Raw genomic sequence first — 24011 nt, 5'->3', positions numbered from 1 at the left:
TGCGCTAAACACGAATCGTATGCCGTTTGTTGTTTCAAATTTGTTAACAATTTTGTAAACTGCGGGCGGATAGAACGACCCGGTGGATGATGGGCGTTGCGACATAAAAATGACGTCAGACCCGCCGGACATAAATTAAGAGGTCATGATGAGTACTGAAATTAAAACTCAGGTCGTCGTACTTGGGGCGGGCCCTGCAGGTTACTCTGCTGCTTTCCGTTGCGCTGATTTAGGTCTTGAAACTGTTCTGGTTGAGCGTTATGCCACTCTCGGCGGCGTGTGCCTGAACGTTGGCTGTATCCCTTCTAAAGCTCTGCTGCACGTTGCAAAAGTGATTTCCGAAGCGAAAGCTCTGGCAGAACACGGCATCGTTTTCGGTGAGCCGAAAACTGACATCGACAAAGTGCGTGTCTGGAAAGAAAAAGTCATCAACCAGCTGACCGGTGGTCTGGCGGGCATGGCGAAAGGCCGTAAAGTCAAAGTCGTGAACGGCTTGGGCAAATTTACTGGCGCGAATACTCTGGTTGTTGAAGGCGAGAATGGTCCAACGACTATCACTTTCGACAATGCGATCATTGCGGCGGGTTCCCGTCCAATCAAACTGCCATTCATTCCTCATGATGATCCACGCGTGTGGGATTCCACCGACGCACTGGAACTGAAAACTGTCCCTGAGCGTCTGCTCGTTATGGGCGGTGGCATCATCGGTCTGGAAATGGGTACCGTTTACCACGCGCTGGGTTCACAGATCGACGTGGTAGAAATGTTTGATCAGGTGATCCCTGCCGCTGATAAAGACGTGGTGAAAGTCTTCACCAAGAAAATCAGCAAGCAGTTTAACCTGATGCTGGAAACCAAAGTGACAGCGGTAGAAGCCAAAGAAGACGGCATCTATGTCACGATGGAAGGCAAGAAAGCTCCGGCAGAACCACAGCGTTATGACGCAGTGCTGGTCGCGATTGGCCGTGTACCAAACGGTAAACTGCTGGAAGCAGGCGCGGCGGGCATTGAAGTTGACGACCGTGGCTTCATCCACGTCGACAAACAAATGCGCACCAACGTGCCACACATCTTTGCTATCGGCGACATCGTCGGCCAGCCAATGCTGGCACACAAAGGTGTTCACGAAGGCCACGTGGCTGCCGAAGTCATCTCTGGCAAGAAACACTACTTCGATCCGAAAGTCATTCCATCGATCGCCTACACTGAGCCAGAAGTTGCCTGGGTTGGCCTGACCGAGAAAGAAGCGAAAGAAAAAGGCATTAGCTACGAAACAGCCACCTTCCCGTGGGCAGCTTCAGGCCGTGCTATCGCTTCCGATTGTGCAGACGGTATGACCAAACTGATCTTCGACAAAGAAACTCACCGTGTCATCGGTGGTGCGATTGTCGGTACCAACGGCGGCGAGCTGCTGGGCGAAATCGGTCTGGCAATCGAAATGGGTTGTGATGCAGAAGATATCGCGCTGACCATCCATGCTCACCCGACTCTGCATGAGTCCGTGGGTCTGGCAGCAGAAATCTACGAAGGTAGCATCACTGACCTGCCGAACCCGAAAGCCAAGAAGAAATAATTCTGGTTTAAAGGTTTAAGAAGCGGCGCCGAGAGGGGCCGCTTTTTTTTGTGCTTTTTTCACGATGAATCCTCTGTAAAGCCCCTTTAATCCCTTGTTAAGCTAGGCCTATTATGCTGTTGTAATGCGCGGCCAGAAGGAAGGCAGTCGATCCGTCTGTGCTCAACGATTCAGCAAAGATTTAATGTTGCTTTTATGTGAACGAATTAACAAGCAGGCAAAATCCTGCTATGCTGCCCCGGCGCTAAAGGGCACTGTGCTCAGGTTCAGGATGTGTCGTAAACCGACCAAGAAACAATCATACCCGCAGTGTCCCCGATTCATCAGACAGCCTGAATTCCCCTGTCCCTACAGGCAAGACGCGATGCTGATGATGGAAGCCAGGCATAATAAATGACAATGAGAGCGAGGAGAAAGTCGTGCTAGAAGAATACCGTAAGCACGTAGCCGAGCGTGCTGCAGAGGGCATCGTCCCTAAGCCACTTGATGCTTCACAGATGGCAGCGTTGGTTGAGTCCCTGAAGAATCCGCCACAAGGCGAAGAAGATACTCTGTTAGACCTGCTGATTAACCGTGTTCCACCCGGCGTCGACGAAGCCGCCTATGTTAAAGCCGGATTCCTGGCTGCCGTCGCCAAAGGCGAAACTACCTCCCCGTTGGTCACCCCTGAAAAAGCTGTCGAACTGCTGGGCACCATGCAGGGCGGCTACAATATTCATCCGCTGATCGATGCGCTGGATAGCGAAACGCTGGCGCCTATCGCCGCCAAAGCGCTGTCTCATACGCTGCTGATGTTCGATAACTTCTATGATGTCGAAGAGAAAGCGCACGCAGGCAACGAACACGCCAAAAAAATCCTTCAGTCGTGGGCGGATGCCGAATGGTATCTGTCACGTCCGAAACTGGCAGAAAAAATCACCGTGACCGTTTTCAAAGTCACCGGTGAAACTAACACTGACGATCTGTCACCTGCACCGGATGCCTGGTCCCGTCCAGATATTCCTTTGCATGCGCTGGCGATGCTGAAAAACGAACGCGAAGGCATTGTGCCTGACGCGCCGGGCACCATCGGCCCTATCAAACAGATCGACGAACTCAACAAGAAAGGGTTCCCGCTGGCTTACGTCGGCGACGTGGTCGGTACCGGCTCTTCGCGTAAATCAGCCACTAACTCCGTGCTCTGGTACATGGGGGATGATATTCCGCACGTGCCAAACAAACGCGGCGGTGGTGTGGTTCTGGGCGGAAAAATCGCGCCAATCTTCTTCAATACAATGGAAGATGCCGGTGCACTGCCGATCGAAGTGGACGTGTCTGACCTGAACATGGGCGATGTGATCGACATCTTCCCGTATCTTGGCGAAGTGCGTAACCACGACACCGGCGCAGTTATTGCGACGTTCGAACTGAAAACTGACGTACTGCTGGACGAAGTTCGCGCCGGTGGCCGTATTCCGCTGATCATTGGCCGTGGTTTAACCACCAAAGCCCGTGAATCACTGAAGTTGCCTCAGAGCGACGTGTTCCGCATTGCCAAACCGGTCGCGGCCAGCAACAAAGGCTTCTCGCTGGCGCAGAAAATGGTAGGCCGCGCCTGTGGCGTTGCCGGTATTCGTCCGAACGAATATTGCGAACCAAAAATGACCTCCGTCGGTTCTCAGGACACCACCGGTCCAATGACTCGTGATGAACTGAAAGACCTGGCTTGTCTGGGGTTCTCTGCGGATCTGGTGATGCAGTCATTCTGTCATACCGCGGCGTATCCAAAGCCGGTTGACGTGACTACCCACCATACGCTGCCTGATTTCATTATGAATCGCGGCGGCGTTTCGCTGCGCCCTGGTGACGGTATCATCCACTCATGGCTGAACCGTATGCTGCTGCCTGATACCGTCGGTACCGGCGGTGACTCCCATACCCGTTTCCCCATCGGGATTTCCTTCCCTGCGGGTTCCGGTCTGGTGGCGTTTGCTGCAGCAACCGGCGTGATGCCTCTCGACATGCCGGAATCCGTTCTGGTGCGTTTCAAAGGCAAAATGCAGCCGGGGATCACCCTGCGTGATCTGGTGCATGCGATCCCTTACTACGCGATCAAAGAAGGCCATCTGACCGTTGAGAAGAAGGGTAAGAAAAACCTCTTCTCAGGCCGTATCCTGGAAATCGAAGGCTTACCAGAGCTGAAAGTAGAACAGGCATTTGAACTGGCGGATGCGTCCGCAGAACGTTCAGCGGCCGGTTGTACGATCAAACTGGATCAGGCACCGATCAAAGAATACCTGAGCTCTAACATCGTGCTGCTGAAGTGGATGATCTCTGAAGGTTACGGCGATCGTCGTACCATTGAGCGCCGCATCAAAGGCATGGAAGAGTGGCTGGCGAACCCAACGCTGCTCGAAGCGGATGCCGACGCCGAGTACGCTGCGGTGATCGAAATCGATCTGGCCGAAATCAAAGAGCCGATTCTTTGTGCGCCAAACGATCCGGACGATGCGCGTCTGCTGTCTTCTGTACAGAACAGCAAAATCGACGAAGTCTTTATCGGTTCGTGTATGACTAACATCGGTCATTTCCGCGCGGCAGGTAAACTGCTCGACAGCCATAAAGGCGCGTTGCCAACCCGTCTGTGGGTTGCGCCACCGACCAAAATGGATGCGGCGCAGCTGACGGAAGAGGGCTATTACAGCGTATTCGGTAAGAGCGGTGCTCGCGTTGAGATCCCAGGCTGTTCACTGTGCATGGGTAACCAGGCGCGCGTGGCCGACGGTTCTACCGTGGTATCCACCTCAACCCGTAACTTCCCGAACCGTCTGGGTAATGGCGCTAACGTCTATCTGGCCTCCGCGGAGCTGGCGGCGATTGCTTCCCTGCTCGGTCGTTTGCCAACCCCGGAAGAGTATCTGGGTTACATGGCTGAAGTGGATAAGACAGCGGTGGACACTTACCGTTATCTGAACTTCGACAAGCTGAGTGAATATACCGACAAAGCTGACGGCGTGATCTTCCAAACCGCAGTCTAAATCGTTATATTTGCGCCAGTGTTGAAAGGGAGCCTCGGCTCCCTTTTTTATTTTCATTTTCCAGAGGGCTGAATCATGGACTACGACTTTTTGCGCGACATCACCGGAGAGGTCAAAGTGCGGTTCTCGATGGGCCACGAGGTAATTGGTCACTGGCTGAATGAGGAAGTGAAGGGCGATCTCAGCGTGCTGGATAAGGTCGAAGCGGCGCTGGTTGAGCTTAAAGGCAGCGAGCGTGAAACGCAGATGATCGGCCACGAATATACGCTGCTGTTAGCCGACGATGAAGTCATGGTTCGCACCAATCAGCTGGATTTCGACGGCGATGAGATTGAAGAAGGCATGAGCTACTACGACGAAGAAAGTCTGGCGTTTTGCGGCGTCGAGGACTTTCTGCAAGTCCTCGAAAAGTACCGTTCTTTCATTACCACCTATCGCTAAAACGCTATTTTCCCCGCGAGGCGGTCCAGCACAACAACGAACCGCCGACCACCATCAGCACGCCCGGCCAGAAACTGGCGCCCGGCAGCGTGTGCAGCCATAATCCGGCGATCAAAATCGATGACAGTGGCGTGAAATACGACAGTGCCGCCACCAGCGTGGCATTGCCTTTTTTCATCGCCAGATCCCAGCACTGATAGGAAATCGCCGTCACCGCACCCATCGCCAGCAGTTCGAGGATCGCTGGTAATGTCAGGCTGATCCGGTTGGAGGAATACGTGAAGTAAAGCACCCACAGCACCGCGCCGGTGGCCAGCAGGAATAACGGCAGCGCGCCTTTGCCTTTGCACAAGACCCGCACCAGATTGGAATACAACGCCCACGACACCGCAGCACCCAGTGCCAGACTATAGGCCATCGGATTACCCCTAACGTTGCGTATGAGTTGATGAATATCCAGCCCGTGACCGCCGCTGATCGCCCACAGCACACCGGCAAACGCCAGAATAACCCCCGGCCAGATCCACCCGCGTACGCGTAATTTCAGCAGCGGCACCGCAAACAACAGCGTCAGGCTTGGCCACAGATAGTTGATCAACCCCAGTTCCAGCGTCTGCTGACGGGTATGCGCCAGGCCGATGGCCAGTGAAAACGCCACCATATAGAAGATGAACAACAGTCCGCAGACAATCAGATAGGCAGCCGATTCGCCTCGCAGGGAAGGTTTTCCGCCGACCATCCAGACCATGATCCCGCTGACGGTATAAATAGAGGCGGCCGCGCCGAAGGGGCCGAGCGATTCAGACAGGCTGCGGGTGAGCGCGACGCTCATGCTCCACAGTAAAATGGCGACGACGCCAAAGAGCGTTGCAAAACGATCCATTAAAAGGGTATGCCTCTGAAAAAGGAGGCCTTAAAGATAAGCGATTGTTGCGGTGGAAGAAACCGCAACAATCATCTTGAGAGAGACTTTCAGAAGAGTCATCAGAAATAGAAACCGACTTCCAGACCCAATGTTGAAGTGGTGGTCGCAGGCTGGTAATAGCCAACGTTGCGTCCGTTCAGATCACCCTGTTTCTCATCTGACTTGCCGTATTTCTGGTGCACATAGCTGGCTTTGACGAACACATCTTTGTTGATGTTCCACGTCAGGCTAGTGAAAGGCGAGAGCTTTGATTTCGGCTCCAACCAGACATCACCCTGATTGCTGTGCGTCCAGGTTTTGATCGGGTACAGCACACCGCCTTCGACACTCAGACGTGAATCAGCGGTCATCTGCCAGTTCGCTCCCAGCGCGGTTTTCGCGTAAGGCTGCAACGACACTTCCAGCGCCGTGTAATCCCGCGTGCGGTTCTGCGATGCGATATAAACATCGTCGGAGCGAATGTTACGCAACCACACCTGCCCGCCGAGCGTGCCTTTCATATCGAAAGACACGCTGTCTGACGCGCGATAACGGTAGCCGCGCGTCAAATCGGCGTTATAACCGGTGTAGTAGGTTTTCCCTTTCAGCGTGCCGTTCGGCACATTGGCCTGATCGTCAAGGGTGCTGCCTTTATAATTGACGATCCCAAACATTACGCTCATGTCCCAGGCTTTTAATAAGCCGTCCGGTGCATCGAGATAATTATTGGATCCGAAATTTACGCGCAGGCGAGGGCCATGTTCAGCAACATATTTACCGTCCATATTATCGACGGATTCGTCCCACTTATAATATTCAGCACCATAACTGACATAGTGCCGCATCCCTTCAGTATTGCTGCCTAACAAACTTTCCCCGGCCCGGGAAACCCCGGAAACCAATAAAGAACTCGTGACCAGCAGGCTGGATACGGTCTTTAATTTACTCATTGTCATTTTTTATTTCTGCTTGCAGGTGGATGGAGCTGGTTGCTTAGTAAGCAATACGGCGATGCTAAAGGCTGCAGGGGCAGAGATAAAGGGATTTGTCTGTTTTTAAGAAAATAGCGATCTTTTGATCGGTATTAACTCAAATTAATGAATGAATATAAATATAATTTGATTTATAGGCTGCGTGTCATATTGATAATTTGGTTTATTGCATAGATCCTTTGTCGATTAATTTGACTTAAAATAGAATTTAATTACTGTTTATATATTAATTTGTCTTAAGGAGTGTAGCCGGTTTTTATACCAGCGTGGTTATTTTACTTAAGTAATGCTTATCGGGTTTTATAGCCTGATCGCAATTTCTAAGATTATTACGATAAAAAAAGGCCGGGCATCCGCAGATGTCCGGCCTTTCTCATTGTGCGTCTGTCACACCGCAGGCAGATTCCGACCGTAATAGATTTCCTGCATTTCTTTGTACAGCAAATCAGTGATCTCTTTGCGTTCCTGCACGCTCAGCTCTTCCGGTTTGGCATTGAACAGATAGTGCTTTAGATCGAATTCCTTCAGCAACATCTTGGTATGGAAGATATTTTCCTGATACACGTTCACGTCCATCATGTCGTACAGCGCTTTCATATCCTGAGACATGAAGTTTTGGATCGAGTTGATGGAGTGGTCGATGTAGTGCTTCACGCCATTGACGTCACGGGTGAAACCACGGACGCGGTAATCAATGGTGACGATGTCAGATTCAAGCTGATGGATCAGGTAGTTCAACGCTTTCAGCGGAGAAATCACGCCGCAGGTTGAGACCTCAATATCGGCGCGGAAGGTGCACAGGCCGCCTTCGGGATGGCTTTCCGGATAGGTGTGCACGCAGATGTGGCTTTTATCCAGGTGCGCGACCACGGAGTTTGGCAGCGGGCCGGGATGTTCGGTGGTGTCCACGTCGCGCGGATCGACCGGCTCTTCGCTCACTAAAATCGTGACGCTCGCGCCCTGTGGTTCGTAATCCTGACGCGCAACGTTAAGGACATTCGCACCGATGATCGAACAGGTTTCGGTGAGGATCTCGGTTAACCGGTTGGCGTTATATTCTTTGTCAATGTAGGCAATGTAGCCGTCACGATCGTCTGCGGTTTTGGCGTAGCAGATATCGTAGATACAAAAACTCAGGCTTTTGGTCAGGTTGTTGAAGCCATGCAGTTTCAGTTTTTGCAATTTAGTTCACCCCCTTATGGATACCGTATCAGCGCGCAGCTGACAGGGCATTCAGTAAATACTGCGGCAGGGCAAAGCTGCCGTGATGGATAGCCGGATTGTAATAGCGGCAGGTGATGCCTGCGGCGTCGAAACGCGCCTGCAAGGTCTGGCTGTCGATCTGGCGATATTCCGGGCTGTTGGTCGCCCAGGCGAAGGTCATGATGCCGCCGTAATAGGTCGGGATCGCAGCCTGATAGAAACTGACGTCGCTGAAATAGTGGCTCAGCTTAGTGTGACTGTTGACCGCTTCATCCTGCTGGAGGAAGCAGACGCCGTTCTGCGCCACAAAAATGCCACCCGGCTTCAGACAGCGGGCACAGCCTTCGTAAAAGGCCGAGGTGAACAGGCTTTCTCCGGGACCGATCGGATCGGTACAGTCGGAGATGATCACATCGAACGTGTCACTGGTCTGATTGACGAAGTTCACGCCGTCGTCGATTACCAGATTGAACCGGGCATCGTCATAGGCACCGGCGCTGTGGTTCGGCAGATACTGACGGCAAAATTCCACTACGCCCGCATCGATCTCCACCATGGTGATCGCTTCCACACCCTGGTGACGGCACACTTCGCGCAGCATTCCGCCGTCGCCGCCGCCGATGATCAACACCTTTTTGGCGTTGCCGTGCGAGAGTAACGGCACGTGAGTCAGCATTTCATGATAGATAAATTCATCACGTTCGGTAGTTTGCACCACGCCGTCGAGCGCCATCACGCGACCGAGCGCGGCGTTCTCGAAAATCACCAGATCCTGATGATCGGTTTTATCACGGTATATTTCTTTTTCGACGCTGAAATACTGGCCGAAATTGGCGTGCAGCGTCTCATACCATATTTCTTTGGGTGACGAGTTCTGGGACATTGGGCACTTCTCCTGAGCCTTCGCAGCCATAAAAATGGGCGCACATGATAGCTAACTCTGCCCGGGCTTGCACGGCGGGATTTCAGGCAGGGGAACGTGAGTCCAGTGTAGTCCAGTCAGGGAAAGCAGGGAGGAAAGGGGAGAAATGAACAGGCTCCGGCATCAGAATGACGGAGCGCAAGACAGAAATCAGTTGGTGTAGGCCAGCAGGCTCAGCGAATCCCGCGCCAGCGATTTACATTTGGTCGGCTTCGGTACGGCAATGCCGCTCAGATCGCGATAGCTGTCTTCGCCCATCGCCTGCATATTGAAGCTGCTGTAATTGCTCAGATCCCAGCGGTTTTGCTGAGCAAAAAAGACGATCGCACGTTTGATCTGAGTATTCGGCAGCTGTTCGTAGCCGCAGTTATTTTTCAGAAAGACAAAAACGGCGGTCAGATCCGCGAGATCTTCTGCTTCTGATTCACTTAACGCCTGACTGGCGGAGGAGAAACCGAGCAGCGACAGTAACAGCAAACACAGTGTGGTTCTTTTCATGGGCGTGTTCTTGTTCTTTTAGATAGAAAGAAAATGAGAAAGACTCGGCTCAAGCACAATTAAAATGACGTTACCATATTAGCACAAAGGGGCACCAAATTTTTTCTGCTGCGCCAGTCACTTGACCTTCCCCCAGGGGCAGGGTTTAGGCTGGGGCACAATTATGGCAATTTTCCGATCATAAGGACTGAACATGAACCGTCGCGATTTCGTAAAGTGGACGACCCTGGTGGGCGCCGCCAGTACGCTTCCCGGCTGGAGCCGCTTCGCGCTGGCTGACAGCCGCCCGGCACTGCCGATCCCCGCGTTACTGGAACCGGATGCCCGCAGCGCCATCCAGCTGACGTTACAGCGCGGTCAGAGTCAGTTTTTACCGGGTGTCACTACCGAGACATGGGGCGTGAATGGCAATCTTCTCGGCCCGGCGCTGCGCATCCGCCGTGGTGAAGCCGTCAACGTGACGGTCAACAACCGACTGAGCGTACCGAGCACCGTTCACTGGCACGGGCTGGAAATTCCCGGCGACATCGACGGCGGCCCGCAAGGATTGATCGCCCCCGGCCAGAGTCGCAAACTGCGTTTTCAGCTCGATCAGCCGGCCTCGACCTGCTGGTTCCACCCGCATCCGCATCAGACCAGCGGTTATCAGGTGGCGATGGGGCTGGCCGGCATGGTGCTTATCGAAGATGAAGCCAGCGATATGCTTCAGCTTCCCAAACGCTGGGGCGTGGATGACATTCCGGTGATTTTGCAGGATAAGCGCCTCAACGACGCCGGACAGATCGACTACCAGATGGATGTGATGACCGCCGCCGTCGGCTGGTTCGGGCAACATATGCTGACCAACGGCGCGATTTATCCGCAGCACGGTATCTCACGCGGCTGGCTGCGCCTGCGTCTGCTCAACGGTTGCAACGCGCGCTCCCTGCATCTCGCCACCAGCGATGGCCGCCAGATGTACGTTATCGCCAGCGACGGCGGTTTTCTCGCCGAGCCGGTAAAAGTGACGGAGCTGCCGATGCTGATGGGCGAACGATTTGAAGTTATGATCGAATGCACCGACGGCAAAGCGTTTGATCTGGTCACGCTGCCCGTGAAACAGATGGGGATGACGCTGGCGCCGTTCGACAAGCCTTTGCCGGTGCTGCGCATCCAGCCGACGCTGACGCAAAGTGGCGGCACGTTGCCGGATTCGCTGATGACATTACCGGAGCTGGTGTCCACCGATAACCTGCCGACCCGCTGGTTGCAACTGATGATGGATCCACAGCTCGATCAGCAGGGCATGGCTGCACTGATGGCGAAATATGGTCACAGCGCGATGGCCGGAATGAGTATGGATCACGGCGGCGGCGAGATGGCCGCGATGCCGGGAATGGCCGAGTCCGGTCACGACGCTCACGGCAGTATGGCCGGTATGGACATGAGTAAATCCTCCGGCAAATACGATTTTATGCAGGGCAATAAAATCAACGGCAAAGCCTATGACATGAACGTGCCAGCGTTCGATGTCAAACAAGGACAGTACGAGAAATGGACGATTTCGGGCGAAGGCGACATGATGCTCCACCCGTTCCATATCCACGGCACGCAGTTCCGTATTCTTTCTGAAAACGGTCAGCCGGTTGCGGCACACCGTCAGGGCTGGAAAGACATTGTGCGCGTCGAAGGTGCCCGCAGCGAAGTGCTGGTGCGCTTTGACCATCTGGCGGATAAGGATCACGCGTACATGGCGCATTGTCATTTACTCGAGCACGAAGACACCGGAATGATGCTTGGATTTACGGTTTCTGCATAAAATCCGAATTGCCCCGACCCGCCGCGTTACCCATCGGCGGGTTCTTTGATATAATCCTTTCCGCTTCAAGGTCGCCGTTTTGCTTAAAAACGGCGATAAATATTCTTAAATCAGGTGGTTAGTCTTTATATGAAACATCGCGTAGACGTCATGATTTCCGAGCAGGAAGTCAAAACCCGAATTGCCGAGTTAGGCCGTGAAATCACCGCGCACTACCGCGACAGCGGCAGCGAAATGGTGCTGGTTGGGCTGCTGCGCGGTTCCTTTATGTTTATGGCTGACTTGTGCCGCGCCGTTGATGTGCCGCACGAAGTTGACTTCATGACTGCCTCCAGCTACGGCAACGGCATGTCCACCACCCGTGACGTTAAAATCCTGAAAGACCTCGACGAAGACATTCGCGGCAAAGACGTGCTGATCGTTGAAGACATCATCGATTCCGGCAACACGCTGAGCAAAGTGCGCGAACTCCTGCAACTGCGCGGCCCGAAATCTCTGGCGATCTGTACGCTGCTGGATAAACCCGAGCGTCGCGAAGTAGAAGTGAAAGTGGAATATGTCGGTTTCGCCATCCCTGACGAATTCGTCGTCGGTTACGGCATCGACTACGCCCAGCGCTACCGCCATCTGCCGTACGTCGGTAAAGTGGTGATGCTGGAGGAATAGTTTTCACTTCCAGCGGTGTTATCCAGACTGAAAATTTAAGCCCCGTTCATTCGGGGTTTTTTCTTTTTACCTTATCTAATAAGTTGTACGTTTCTCATTACAGTGATTAGGTTAGGGGCGGTATATCATCACTCCTATGAGAACTAATTCATTTATTTAATAAATGTTAATTTCATATATTAAATTTCTATGTTTAATTCCCACGGTGACTTCGCATATTAAATATCTATATTAAACGATAAATTTATCACTGAAGGTGTTATATGAAGCGTAACCAATTTAGAGTCACACGGCCAGCCTCCACGTCCCTTAATACCCCTCCGGCTCCACCTGTCGGGCAGACTTTTTTTCCTCCTAAAATTCAAAATGCTATTAATGCTCATCTGACCCCGGAATGTACCGCTGAAGGGGCGAGACTCCATCGTCATTTGCATACGGCACACGACTACATAGCCATGCGCCAGCAACCCGATCTCGAGATTACACAGGGTGACAGAGCCGTCATTCAAATCTTAATAGACAGTGAGAATACCCGGCAGCCGGAACTCCAATTATCTTATTATCCTTCGCTTACCGCGTTCGCATTCTGGCTGGAGTCCAACAAAAATAGGCGTAAACAACATGTTCGTGCGCTTGTTGCTTCCGCAGAAGACCGGCATCACCATTTCTATGTTGACTGTTATTTTACTGAGCCCGGACAATATAGTTCTCTTATTTTCATTGAAAGCGCACGCATTATACATCCGGCACAACAATTCGTTCTGAGTAAGTTTCAAGATATCCTGTATACAAAACAGGTTGAGAACTTCAGAATCGCGGTAATTGATGCACAGGTACAGTGCAGCCCGGCTGATTGCGTAATATTTTGTTTGTCGTTTGCATTAAAAAGCCTCAAGCATAAATACGCGTTTAATAATATGCACCAACAACACTGTACCCATAATTATCTGCATCCACATTTTGATCATATCTCCTCAATGGATTTTTACGTCTATCCTATTTTTCCAGGATCACTCCTGCCAGCCGATTTTATAAGACATACCCATTCTCGGAGTGCTTACCAAAATATCTTTGAAAAATTGCCACCCATTGAACGCGAGGAGGCTACGAGTCGGTTAAATTCGCTGTATCAGGACCGTATTACCGCACACGGGAAGACACAATATCTAGTTTCTATCGAGCACAAACGGCTCCAGCTTTTGCGACGGGCGTTGATTCAAATGGGCGCGATCAGTCTTCCCTAAAAACAGGCATTAAAAAAGGCACATTTTTGTGCCTTTTCTTTTTTGAATTTCTGTAGAGTGGTGCGGCTTGTTACTGCGGATTACCGTTGAGCAAGGCGGAGACGCCCTGACGGTAACGCTGTTCCAGGGTTTCGCGGCTGGTAGCGTCAACTTCGAGGTTGCGCAGTCGTCCGTCCTGAATGCCGTATACCCAGCCGTGCAGCGTAACCTTCTGGCCGCGTTTCCAGGCTGATTGCATCACGGTGGAGTGACCAAGGTTATACACCTGCTCAACCACGTTCAGTTCGCAGAGTTTATCGAGGCGTTGGTTCGGGGAGAGTTCGCCCAGCAGGGAGCTGTGTTTGTACCAGATGTCACGGATATGCAACAGCCAGTTATTAATCAGCCCCAGTTCCGGGTTTTCAACCGCCGCCTGAACACCGCCACAACCGTAGTGACCGCAAATAATCACGTGTTCCACTTCCAGCACGTCGATAGCATATTGCACCACAGACAGGCAGTTCAGGTCGGTGTGGATGACCAGATTGGCGACGTTACGGTGAACGAAGAGTTCGCCGGGCTCAAGACCTGTCAGCTGTTCTGCCGGAACGCGACTGTCGGAGCAGCCGATCCACAGGTAGCGCGGTTTTTGAGATTGGGAGAGTCGTTCGAAGAAACCAGGATCTACGTCGATCATGGTCTTGGACCAGTTGGCGTTATTACTGATGAGCTTTTCTATATCATTCATTGAGGTTAATAGCCTGTAACGTGCCAACAGCGATGGGGTAATATAGGGCAATGCTCCGTAATTTAAAACTGATTCGACATCTCATTTTGACTCACTCCTACTACAAGATTTTTACAACAAGGTATGCCCCTTTATGAATTATGCATTGGAACTGGAAAAGTTAACCAAAACTTACGCCGGTGGTGTGCAGGCTTTGCGTGGTATCGATCTGCGCGTCGAAGCCGGTGATTTCTATGCACTGCTCGGGCCAAACGGCGCGGGGAAATCCACGACCATTGGCATCATCAGCTCGCTGGTCAACAAAACGGCGGGTAAGGTACGGGTGTTCGGGTATGACATCGATAAAGACATCGTCAACGCCAAACGCCAGCTCGGTCTGGTGCCGCAGGAATTTAACTTCAACCCGTTTGAAACGGTGATGCAGGTCGTTGTTAATCAGGCCGGATATTACGGTGTGCCGCGTCCGCTGGCGCTGCAACGCGCGGAGAAATACCTGACGCAGCTTGATCTGTGGGGCAAACGCAACGAGCGTTCGCGTATGCTCTCCGGCGGGATGAAGCGTCGTCTGATGATCGCCCGTGCGCTGATGCATGAGCCAAAACTGCTGATCCTCGACGAACCGACAGCCGGTGTGGATATCGAACTGCGCCGCTCCATGTGGGGCTTCCTCAAAGAACTGAACGCGCAGGGCACAACCATCATTCTGACCACGCACTATCTGGAAGAAGCCGAGATGCTTTGCCGCAACATCGGCATCATTCAGGGCGGCCAGTTGGTGGAAAACACCAGCATGAAAGCGCTGCTGTCGAAGCTGAAATCCGAAACGTTCATTCTGGATCTGGGGGCAAAAAGTCCGCTGCCGGTACTTGAAGGTTATCGCAGTCAGCTGACAGACACCTCAACGCTGGAAGTGGAGGTGATGCGCGAGCAGGGGCTTAACTCCCTGTTCAGCCAGCTGAGCAAGCAGGGTGTGCAGGTATTGAGTATGCGTAACAAAGCGAACCGTCTGGAAGAGCTGTTTGTCACGCTGGTGAACGGCAGCGAGGAAAAGAAATAATGTCGCAACTGTATTGGGTGGCTCTGAAAAGTATCTGGCTGAAAGAGATTAACCGGTTTGGACGTATCTGGATCCAGACGCTGGTTCCGCCGGTGATCACCATGACGCTGTATTTTATCATCTTTGGGAATCTCATCGGCTCGCAGATCGGCAGCATGCATGGCTTTACCTACATGCAGTTTATCGTACCGGGACTGATCATGATGGCGGTGATCACCAACTCCTACGCCAACGTGGCGTCGTCGTTTTTCAGCGCCAAATTCCAGCGCAACATTGAAGAGCTGCTGGTGGCACCGGTGCCAACGCACGTGGTGATCGCCGGTTATGTCGGCGGTGGCGTGGCGCGTGGGATCTGCGTGGGGATTTTGGTCACCGCGATTTCACTGTTCTTCGTGCCACTGGTGATCCACTCCTGGTGGATCATTGCGCTGACGCTGCTTTTGACCGCGATCCTGTTCTCCCTGGGTGGCCTGCTGAATGCGGTATTCGCGACCACGTTCGATGACATCAGCCTGATCCCGACCTTCGTGCTGACTCCGCTGACCTATCTGGGCGGCGTGTTCTACTCGCTGTCGCTGCTGCCGCCGATCTGGCAGGCCGTCTCCAAGCTGAACCCGATCGTGTATATGATCAGCGGCTTCCGCTACGGTTTTTTAGGGATTTCGGATGTGCCGCTGGTGTTTACCATGAGTGTGCTGGTGGCGTTTATCGCGGTGTTTTATCTGCTGGCGTGGTATTTGATCGAGCGCGGGCGCGGTTTACGAAGTTAATTTTTAATGGTGTGAAGCAATAAAAAACGGGGCAATTCATGCCCCGTTTTTTATGACTTTTTGAAAAGCGAAAAGCTTACGCCACCTGAACCGGCACGGCTTTCGCGGTGCGCTTCAGCTGGTTTTGACCTTCAAAATAGGCCACTTTCGGCTGGTGCTGACGGGCGTCTGCATCAGACATCTGCACGTAAGAGCAGATGATCAGCAAATCGCCGACGCAGGCACAGCGCGCTGCCGCACCGTTGACCGAAATAATACGCGAACCGCGTTCTGCCGCGATGGCGTAAGTAGAGAAACGCTGACCGTTATCAACGTTATAAATATCAATCGCTTCGTATTCCAGAATGCCTGACGCGTCGAGAAAATCCTGATCGATGGCGCAGGAACCTTCATAGTGCAAATCTGCCTGAGTCACGTGAACCCGGTGCAGTTTGCCTTGCAGCATAGTGCGAATCATTGCTTCTACCCTTACTGACGTAAAAAGTCTGAGAACCTGCCGGTCCGGATAATAAAAATCTGAATTCCGGCCGGCCAACATCTTTGCCCATTTGACCCGCGCTGTCTACTGCGTCAGATCAACCAGTTGGTTATCAATCAGGCGTGCTTTGCCGAGCCATGCAGCCATCAGGATCACCGCCGACGTACTGTCTACCGACAAGTTCTGCAAGGTTTTGGCGTCACGGACAAACAGCTCGTCCGGCGTAAAGCCCGCCTCGCGCAACTGTTGCGCGGTTTCCTGCAACATCTCGTCGATGTGGCGCTCGCCCTGGCTGAGACGTTCTGCCAGCGCGTTCATTATTTTATAAAGCTGCGGCGCGGTTTTGCGCTCGTCGCTGGTCAGGTAACCGTTGCGTGAGCTCAGCGCCAGACCGTCTTTTGCACGCACAGTCGGCACGCCGACAATCTCGATATCGTAACCCATGTCTTCCACCATGGTGCGCAGCAGCGCCAGTTGCTGGAAGTCTTTCTGGCCAAAACAGGCCACGTGCGGTTGTACCAGATTAAACAGCTTGCTGACGATGGTCGAGACGCCGCGAAAATGCCCAGGACGGCTCGCACCTTCCAGAATGGTGGAAATCACCGGCACATCGACCTGCGTCTGCGTGCTCAGGCCCTTCGGATACACTTCCGCCGGTGACGGTGCGAAGACCAGATCCACACCGCGTTTGTTTAGCTTCTCGCAGTCTTCCTGCAAAGTGCGCGGATAACGCTCAAGATCGTCCGGGCGTTCAAACTGCATCGGATTGACGAAAATACTGACAACCACGACGTCGCCACGCGCTTTGGCTTCATCCACCAGCGTCATATGGCCTTCGTGCAGGTTGCCCATGGTCGGTACCAGCGCGATACGTTTATTGTTCTGGCGAAAATCACGAATTTCGCGACGCAGCAGCGCCACGCTGTCGATTATCAACACGGATATTGTCCCCGATTATTTGAAAGAGTGTTCTTCGCCCGGATACACGCCCTGCGCGACCTGATCGACGTAAAGACGTACCGCGCCGCGAATATCACCAGCTTCGCTGAGGAAGTCTTTGGCGAATTTCGGCGTATGGCCACCGGTAATACCGAACGCGTCGTGCATCACCAGAATCTGGCCGTCAGTGACGTTACCGGCACCGATGCCGATCACCGGGATGCTCAGCTCTTCGGTCACGCGGCGCGCCAGTTCGACCGGCACACACTCCAGTACCAGCAGCTGCGCACCGGCTTCTTCCAGCATCAGCGCATCTTTGATCAGCTGATTGGCCGCCACTTCGTCGCGCCCCTGAACTTTGTATCCGCCGAAAATGTTCACTGACTGCGGCGTCAGCCCCAGATGGCCGCACACCGGCACGGCGCGCTCGGTCAGCATTCTGACCGTATCACATAACCAGCTGCCGCCTTCCAGTTTGACCATGTTACCGCCGGCGCGCATCAGCACAGCGGCGCTCTCGAAGGCCTGCTCCGGCGTGGCGTAACTCATAAATGGCAGGTCAGCCAGCAACAGCGCATGAGGTGCACCACGGCGCACGCAGCGGGTATGGTAAGCGATCTCTTCCACCGTCACCGGCAGCGTGGAATCCTGACCCTGAACGACCATGCCCAGAGAATCACCAATCAGCATGACGTTAATACCCTGTTCGGCAAACAGCTGCGCGAAACTGGCGTCATAAGCGGTAATGGTCGCAAATTTATGTTTTTCCTGCTTCCATTGGCGAAGCTGGCTCAGCGTGGTTGGTTTCATGAACACTTTCCTTTGAATAATTCATCGGATGAATATGATGTCAGTATTCTACTGTAAGCGCTCACAGGCAGACAGCAAAGATCTGCGATCGCCGTCTTAAGAAGTCGCTAAGATGCTTGGCCTATAATGGATAAAAACGGAGGGAACCATGCGAATTCTGTTAGTTGAAGACGACCAAATGATTGGCGACGGCATTAAGGCCGGGCTGACAAAACTGGGCTTTACGATTGACTGGTTTACCGACGGATTGACCGGTAAAGCGGCGCTCGACAGCGCGCCGTATGACGCGGTGATCCTCGATTTAAGCCTGCCCGGCATGGACGGTATGCAGCTGCTGCGCGAATGGCGACAGGCCGGGCGCGATACGCCGGTGCTGATTCTGACCGCGCGGGATGCGCTGGAGCAGCGCGTCGGCGGGTTGCAGGCCGGTGCCGATGACTATCTGTGCAAGCCGTTTGCGCTGGTTGAAGTGGCGGCGCGTTTGCAGGCGCTTAACCGCCGCCGTCACGGCGTGATCACGCCCAAAGTCACCCATGGCGGGATCGAATTTGATCCCGCCGCGCGCAGCGTGATGCTTAACGGCGAATCCGTCACGCTGACGCCGCGCGAAGTCGCGGTACTCGAACTTTTCCTCAACAACAAAGGCCGCGTACTGGCCCGCACGCTGATTCAGGAAAAACTCTACAGCTGGGATGAAGACGTCAGCAGCAACGCCGTCGAAGTGCACATCCATCATCTGCGCAGCAAACTTGGCAAAGGCTTTATCCGCACCGTTCACGGCGTCGGTTATACGCTGGGTGACGCGCAGTCAGGAGAACCCGCGTGAAGGAGCTGAAAAACCTCAGTCTGCGGGTGCGGCTGATCCTGATTTTTTCCCTGCTGGCGCTGCTGATCTGGCTGATTGCCAGCGGCGTGGCGTGGCATCAGACCCGTAAACACATCAACGAAGTGTTCGACACGCAGCAGATGCTGTTCGCTAAAAGGCTTGCTGCCACCGGTCTGGGCGAGCGTCTGAATGAACAGAAAAATACTGAACTGCCGGATACCAAAAAGTGGGTGCATAAAGGTTCGCGTGGTCATACCGATGACGATGCACTGACGTTCGCCATCTTTAACCGGCAGGGCGATATGTTGCTCAATGACGGCGAGAAGGGCAGGCATATCCGCTTCGATCACGATACCCAGGGCTTTAAAGATGTGGAGCTGAAGGGCGATGACGATCTCTGGCGCATGGTCTGGCTGACGTCGCCGGACGAGCAATATCGTGTGGCAGTGGGTCAGGAATACGATTACCGCAATGACATGGCGTGGGGGCTGGTCAGCGGTCAGCTGACGCCGTGGCTGGCTTCTTTGCCGGTGCTGTTGCTGGCGCTGATTGTGATGGTGACGCTCGAACTGCGCCCGCTGCGCCGCGTGGCCGAAGGCTTGCGGCAACGTTCGCCGGAAGACGCCACGCCGATTGATACCCACAAACTGCCCGGCGAAGTGCTGCCGCTGGCGGATGCGCTGAATTCTTTGTTTACGCGAACCGGCGAAATGTTGGTGCGCGAGCGCCGTTTTACCTCCGATGCGGCGCATGAGTTGCGCAGCCCGCTCGCGGCGCTGCGGGTGCAGACTGAAGTGGTACAGCTTTCCGGTGACGACGCCCAAATGCGCGAACATGCGCTGGAAAACCTGACTACCAGTATCGATCGTGCCACGCGTCTGGTGGATCAGCTGCTGACGCTGTCACGGCTGGAAAGTTTTGCCGAACCGGAAACGCTTGAAATCATCGACTGGCCGACGCTGGTGGCGCAAAGCCTGGCGGAACAGGATTATCGCGCGCACAACAAAGGCATCGAACTGCGTTTTGAACATCAGGGGACGCCGCCGGATCTGCGCGGGCAGTCGCTGTTGTTATCGCTGATGGTGCGCAATTTACTCGATAACGCCATCCGCTATTCCGCTAGCGGAACGCACATTACGGTGACGCTGGACCAGCAGGGATTAACCGTCGCCGATCAGGGGCCGGGTATCACGGAAGAACATCTGGCGAGGCTGGGCGAACGCTTTTACCGGCCACCGGGGCAGGAGCAAACGGGTAGCGGGCTGGGAATTTCGATCGTGCAAAGGATCGCGCAGTTACATCAGCTCAACGTCGTTTACAGGAACAGGGCAGAGGGCGGGCTGGATGTGCGGGTAAGTCGCTAAGCGACTTACCATTTAGTCAGGCCATTCAGGGGAACGCGGGCGAGCACGCTTTGCAATGTTTCGCCATCCGGGAACACCAGATCCGGGGCCAGATCGGCCAGCGGATAAAGCATAAATTCCCGGTTTTTCATGTCGTAATGCGGGACGATCAGACGCTCAGTGTTGATCACCTGATCGCCATAAATCAGCATATCGAGATCTAACGTCCTTGGCCCCCAGCGCTCAGCTTTACGCACGCGCCCCTGATTCTGTTCAATCGCCTGGGTGGCGTCGAGCAATTGTTCAGGGGGAAGCAGGGTATCTAACGCAACGACGGCGTTCAGATAATCCGGTTGATCCTGTGGCCCCAGCGGTTTACTGCGGTAAAAGGGGGAAGCGGCCACAAAACGGGTGCGCGGCACATGGGCCAGCGCCTCCAGTGCGAGATTTACCTGCTCAAGCGGACGGGCAAGATTGCTGCCCAGAGCGAGGTAAACGCGGATCATTGACCGCTTTCCTTACGCGGAGCCCGTTTGCGCGGACGACGTGTGCGGGCACGGCGCGCAGGCACCGCATCTTCACCCAAGGTGCCGAGCATGGTCTTTTGGGACGCCGGTGTCGCTTCCTGGAATTCGCTCCACCATTCGGTCAGGCTTTGCAGTTCGCGATGCTGTTCGACTTCGGCACGCAGTGCCAGCAAATCAAAGGCGGCGCGGAACTTAGGATGTTCCATCAGCTTGTGCGCGCGTTTACCCTGGCGGCGTGAAAGACGCAGCTGCAAGGCCCAGATATCACGCACCAGCGTGGTAATACGTTTAGGAATGGCCAGCGTACGGCACTGCTCGTCGAGCACGTCGTTCATCGCCAGAGAGAAGGCGTCGTAATACGTCAGCCCCCCTTCCTGCGCCAGTTTCTGCGCATGCTCAATCACCGGATACCACAGCATTGCCGCGAACAGGAACGCCGGATTGACGCGCTGATCGTTTTGCAAACGGTGATCGGTGTTTTTCAGCACCTGCAACAGGATGTGTTCCATCGGGCTGTCGCCGGCTTCAGTAAACTGGCGGGCAATCAGCGGGAACAACGGCTGGAACAGCTGGTATTCACACAGTTTCTTATATGTCGCGTAACCGTAACCGGCCTGCAACAGTTTCAGAGATTCTTCAAACAGACGCGCCGGCGGGATTTCCTGCAACAGCGTGGCCAGACGTGGGATCGGCTCGGCGGTTTCCGGGCTGATTTTCATGTCCAGTTTGGCAGCGAAACGCACGGCGCGCAGCATACGCACCGGATCTTCGCGGTAGCGAGTTTCCGGGTCACCGATCAGGCGGATAATGCCGTTTTGCAGGTCACGCAGACCGCCGGTGTAATCGCGCACGGTAAAGTCAGCAACGCCGTAGTACAGGCTGTTGATGGTGAAATCGCGGCGCTGGGCGTCGTCTTCAATGCTGCCGAAAATGTTATCGCGCAGCAGCATGCCGTTCTGAGCCTGCTGGGACACGTTTTTATCGTCGGTTTCTTCGTACTGTTCGTGATGTCCGCGGAAGGTGGCGACTTCAATGATTTCCGGGCCAAACATGACGTGCGCCAGACGGAAGCGGCGGCCGACCAGACGGCAGTTGCGGAACAGTTTACGTACCTGATCCGGCGTGGCGTTGGTGGTGATATCGAAATCTTTCGGTTTTTTGTCCAGCAGTAAATCGCGCACACCGCCGCCGACCAGGAAGGCTTCGAAGCCTGACTTATTCAGGCGATATAAAACTTTCAGCGCATTTTCGCTGATATCACGACGGGAAATGTTGTGCTCGTCACGCGGAACAATGGTGATCGCACGGGTTTCTCCGGCATAGTCAAATGACGGGCGGGGTTTCTGTACGTGTTCGACAGAGGCGCGTTGTTCACTGCGCTCACCGCGCTGATCGTTGCGTTCGCCGCGAGGCTGATAAGGCGTGGAGCGGCGATTGTTATTGTTACGGCGCTCGCCCCGGTTCGCGTTGTCTTCCCGACGGCCGCGGTTTTCACGGCGTTGCTCGTTGTCACGACGTTCAGGATTTTTTGCCTTCACATTGCCTTCAGCCACGGGTGAAGGATCACGACGTGGAGTCTCTTCGCGATTCACTTCTCCATGAAGGGCGGCGTCGTCATGAACAGCCTTTTCTTCACGAATGACTTTATCTTCACGAACTAGCACCTTACGGCAAAAATTGGCTACTCGGGTAAAAATGGTACACCTCGATAGTGACTGAAAAATGGCGTGACGCAAAAACAGCGGCTAATCATAGCTCACGACAAGCTCTTTGAGAATGCCGATGTGCTTTTAAGCGTTCTCACGCGGGATATCTGCTGGCGTCCAATGCGTTACTGCCCAGCGTAATAATAAAGGCAAAGTGTAATCCTGCCAGTTTTCCGGCAGCGTTTGCCCTAAAAAATTCAGTGCGTTAATGATTACCGGACGGGGATCGCCTTCCGGCAGCGCGGGCGCGTGATTCTGCTTAGAAAGCTTATCGCCGTTTTCATTTACCGCCAGCGGCAAATGCAGATAACCGGGCTGCGGATAGTTCAGATGCTGATATAACGAAATCTGCCGCACCGTCGGCGCGATCAAATCCGCACCGCGAACGATGTGATTTACGCCCTGAAAATGGTCATCGACCACTACCGCCAGATTGTAGGCAAACAGCCCGTCGCGGCGGCGGATAATAAAATCTTCTTCGGCGAGTGCGGGATTAGCCTGCAAATGCCCCTGAAAATCATCGTCAAAACTGTACAGCGGTAAAGTCTGGTGCAGACGAATGGCGGCATTTTCAGCGCCAAGACCGAGCGTGCGGCAATGGCCGTCATAGACGCCGCCGGTTTGGGCGATACGCTGACGGGTGCAGGTGCAGTAATAACTTTTATGCTGCTGATACAAATCGTCCAGCGCGGCACGATGCGCGTCGTGGCGCTGAGATTGCCAGAGTACGTCGCCGTCCCACTCCAGCCCGTAGCGTTCCAGCGTCGCCAGTATCCGGTTAGCAGAGCCGGGGATTTCGCGCGGCGGATCGATATCGTCGATACGCACCAGCCATTGACCGTTTTGCGCGCGGGCATGCAGATAACTGCCGAGTGCGGCAATCAGCGAACCAAAATGGAGGTCACCGGAAGGTGATGGGGCGAAGCGGCCAATGTAGGGTATCTGGGACATAAGAATGGGGAACAGCTTTATAAAGGGAACGCGGTGCATGACGCACCGCGTGGAACCCGGGACTTAGCCAGCCATCTGCTTTTCGCGGATTTCTGCCAGGGTTTTACAGTCAATACACAAATCAGCGGTCGGACGTGCTTCAAGACGGCGGATGCCGATCTCAACGCCACAGGAATCGCAGTAACCGAAATCCTCGTCTTCCACTTTTTTCAGTGTTTTTTCAATCTTTTTGATGAGCTTACGTTCGCGATCGCGGTTGCGCAGTTCAAGGCTGAACTCTTCTTCCTGAGCGGCACGGTCAACCGGATCAGGGAAGTTCGCAGCTTCATCCTGCATGTGCGATACGGTACGGTCTACTTCATCCCTGAGCTGATTGCGCCATGCTTCAAGTATCTTTTTGAAGTGAGCCAGCTGAGCGTCGTTCATGTACTCTTCGCCCGGCTTCTCTTGATACGGCTGCACCCCAGCGATAGCGAGAATGCTCAAGGACGACGTCTTACGGGTTTGGCCTTCTTGCATGATGCTTCTCCTACATAACACGCACTATGTTCATCCACCTGTCAGATTGCAGATTTGCTGCAAACAAAGGGCTTCGAACATTTCGATCCCCAAAGGGGGA

The 24011-nt window shown here is 53.8% G+C and carries 23 protein-coding genes; 10 read left to right on the top strand and 13 right to left on the bottom strand.

All coding sequences use genetic code 11. The annotated features are described in order from the left end of the window. The first annotated feature begins 148 nt into the window (after nt 1-148). From lpdA to yacL, 3 genes are all read left to right on the top strand, one after another. Nucleotides 149-1573, top strand: coding sequence for a dihydrolipoyl dehydrogenase (lpdA, locus tag AC0Z7K_RS15190; protein WP_167457477.1), 1425 nt, complete (start codon nt 149-151; stop codon nt 1571-1573). 419 nt (nt 1574-1992) lie between these two features. Continuing rightward, on the top strand, nt 1993-4590 hold the full coding sequence (gene acnB / locus AC0Z7K_RS15185; protein ID WP_413527856.1) for a bifunctional aconitate hydratase 2/2-methylisocitrate dehydratase: 2598 nt from the start codon (nt 1993-1995) through the stop codon (nt 4588-4590). Between the two features lie 75 nt (nt 4591-4665). Further along, the gene (yacL, locus tag AC0Z7K_RS15180; RefSeq protein WP_413527857.1) at nt 4666-5031 is read left to right on the top strand and encodes a protein YacL; all 366 of its coding nucleotides are present in this window, start codon (nt 4666-4668) and stop codon (nt 5029-5031) included. 4 nt (nt 5032-5035) lie between these two features. Here the strand turns inward: yacL and yddG are convergent, their stop codons facing one another. The 5 genes from yddG to AC0Z7K_RS15155 all read right to left on the bottom strand — a co-directional run bounded on the left by yddG (nt 5036) and on the right by AC0Z7K_RS15155 (nt 9550). Further along, a complete protein-coding gene (gene yddG, locus AC0Z7K_RS15175; protein ID WP_485615065.1) occupies nt 5036-5914 on the bottom strand; it encodes an aromatic amino acid DMT transporter YddG in 879 nt (292 codons plus the stop codon). A 101-nt stretch (nt 5915-6015) separates the two neighbouring features. Beyond that, nucleotides 6016-6885 carry a hypothetical protein gene (locus AC0Z7K_RS15170; protein ID WP_485615064.1) on the bottom strand — a complete coding sequence of 290 codons (870 nt, stop codon included), beginning with the start codon at nt 6883-6885 and terminating at the stop codon, nt 6016-6018. Between the two features lie 429 nt (nt 6886-7314). Further along, complete coding sequence (gene speD, locus AC0Z7K_RS15165; RefSeq protein ID WP_413527860.1) at nt 7315-8109, bottom strand: adenosylmethionine decarboxylase; 795 nt, start codon at nt 8107-8109, stop codon at nt 7315-7317. Between the two features lie 28 nt (nt 8110-8137). Further along, complete coding sequence (gene speE, locus AC0Z7K_RS15160; protein ID WP_485615063.1) at nt 8138-9013, bottom strand: polyamine aminopropyltransferase; 876 nt, start codon at nt 9011-9013, stop codon at nt 8138-8140. 189 nt (nt 9014-9202) lie between these two features. Continuing rightward, nucleotides 9203-9550: a YacC family pilotin-like protein gene (locus AC0Z7K_RS15155; RefSeq protein WP_413527862.1), complete on the bottom strand. Its 348-nt coding sequence runs from the start codon at nt 9548-9550 to the stop codon at nt 9203-9205. A 193-nt stretch (nt 9551-9743) separates the two neighbouring features. On the opposite strand from AC0Z7K_RS15155, the gene cueO reads away from it, so the two are divergent. From cueO to AC0Z7K_RS15140, 3 genes are all read left to right on the top strand, one after another. Continuing rightward, nucleotides 9744-11348 (top strand): multicopper oxidase CueO, encoded by a 1605-nt coding sequence (gene cueO, locus AC0Z7K_RS15150; protein WP_485615062.1) that lies wholly within the window; start codon nt 9744-9746, stop codon nt 11346-11348. Nucleotides 11349-11477: 129 nt separating this feature from the next. Beyond that, nucleotides 11478-12014 (top strand): hypoxanthine phosphoribosyltransferase, encoded by a 537-nt coding sequence (gene hpt, locus AC0Z7K_RS15145; RefSeq protein ID WP_413527864.1) that lies wholly within the window; start codon nt 11478-11480, stop codon nt 12012-12014. Nucleotides 12015-12277: 263 nt separating this feature from the next. Then, nucleotides 12278-13258, top strand: a complete 981-nt coding sequence (locus AC0Z7K_RS15140) for a YopJ family acetyltransferase (RefSeq protein WP_485615061.1) — start codon at nt 12278-12280, stop codon at nt 13256-13258. Nucleotides 13259-13328: 70 nt separating this feature from the next. Here the strand turns inward: AC0Z7K_RS15140 and can are convergent, their stop codons facing one another. Beyond that, nucleotides 13329-13985 (bottom strand): carbonate dehydratase, encoded by a 657-nt coding sequence (gene can, locus AC0Z7K_RS15135; RefSeq protein ID WP_485615060.1) that lies wholly within the window; start codon nt 13983-13985, stop codon nt 13329-13331. A gap of 133 nt (nt 13986-14118) precedes the next feature. Here can and AC0Z7K_RS15130 point away from each other — a divergent pair, with 133 nt between their 5' ends. Beyond that, complete coding sequence (locus AC0Z7K_RS15130) at nt 14119-15042, top strand: ABC transporter ATP-binding protein (RefSeq protein ID WP_413527867.1); 924 nt, start codon at nt 14119-14121, stop codon at nt 15040-15042. Beyond that, the gene (locus AC0Z7K_RS15125) at nt 15042-15812 is read left to right on the top strand and encodes an ABC transporter permease (RefSeq protein ID WP_413527868.1); all 771 of its coding nucleotides are present in this window, start codon (nt 15042-15044) and stop codon (nt 15810-15812) included. The genes AC0Z7K_RS15130 and AC0Z7K_RS15125 overlap by 1 nt, the downstream gene beginning before the upstream one ends. 76 nt (nt 15813-15888) lie before the next feature. Here AC0Z7K_RS15125 and panD read toward each other — a convergent pair whose 3' ends face one another. From panD to panB, 3 genes are all read right to left on the bottom strand, one after another. Further along, the gene (gene panD, locus AC0Z7K_RS15120; protein ID WP_413527869.1) at nt 15889-16269 is read right to left on the bottom strand and encodes an aspartate 1-decarboxylase; all 381 of its coding nucleotides are present in this window, start codon (nt 16267-16269) and stop codon (nt 15889-15891) included. Nucleotides 16270-16374: 105 nt separating this feature from the next. After that, complete coding sequence (gene panC / locus AC0Z7K_RS15115; protein WP_485615059.1) at nt 16375-17229, bottom strand: pantoate--beta-alanine ligase; 855 nt, start codon at nt 17227-17229, stop codon at nt 16375-16377. 15 nt (nt 17230-17244) lie between these two features. Further along, nucleotides 17245-18039, bottom strand: a complete 795-nt coding sequence (gene panB, locus AC0Z7K_RS15110; protein WP_413527871.1) for a 3-methyl-2-oxobutanoate hydroxymethyltransferase — start codon at nt 18037-18039, stop codon at nt 17245-17247. A 148-nt stretch (nt 18040-18187) separates the two neighbouring features. On the opposite strand from panB, the gene qseB reads away from it, so the two are divergent. Continuing rightward, nucleotides 18188-18865, top strand: a complete 678-nt coding sequence (gene qseB / locus AC0Z7K_RS15105; protein WP_485615058.1) for a quorum sensing response regulator transcription factor QseB — start codon at nt 18188-18190, stop codon at nt 18863-18865. 5 nt (nt 18866-18870) lie between these two features. Beyond that, entirely contained in the window at nt 18871-20229 is a 1359-nt protein-coding gene (qseC, locus tag AC0Z7K_RS15100) for a quorum sensing histidine kinase QseC (protein ID WP_485615084.1), read from the top strand. A gap of 5 nt (nt 20230-20234) precedes the next feature. Here qseC and folK read toward each other — a convergent pair whose 3' ends face one another. From folK to dksA, 4 genes are all read right to left on the bottom strand, one after another. Then, complete coding sequence (gene folK, locus AC0Z7K_RS15095) at nt 20235-20714, bottom strand: 2-amino-4-hydroxy-6-hydroxymethyldihydropteridine diphosphokinase (protein ID WP_485615057.1); 480 nt, start codon at nt 20712-20714, stop codon at nt 20235-20237. Next, nucleotides 20711-22036: a polynucleotide adenylyltransferase PcnB gene (gene pcnB, locus AC0Z7K_RS15090; RefSeq protein WP_485615083.1), complete on the bottom strand. Its 1326-nt coding sequence runs from the start codon at nt 22034-22036 to the stop codon at nt 20711-20713. Before pcnB ends, folK begins: the two co-directional genes overlap by 4 nt. Before the next feature lie 489 nt (nt 22037-22525). Then, complete coding sequence (gene gluQRS / locus AC0Z7K_RS15085) at nt 22526-23392, bottom strand: tRNA glutamyl-Q(34) synthetase GluQRS (RefSeq protein ID WP_485615056.1); 867 nt, start codon at nt 23390-23392, stop codon at nt 22526-22528. Nucleotides 23393-23455: 63 nt separating this feature from the next. Further along, on the bottom strand, nt 23456-23911 hold the full coding sequence (dksA, locus tag AC0Z7K_RS15080) for an RNA polymerase-binding protein DksA (RefSeq protein ID WP_013576943.1): 456 nt from the start codon (nt 23909-23911) through the stop codon (nt 23456-23458). Between the last annotated feature and the right edge of the window lie 100 nt (nt 23912-24011).

This window comes from Rahnella sp. 1L-D-7-B-C2, assembly GCF_057290995.1.
This window is presented reverse-complemented; position numbering and strand designations above follow the sequence as displayed.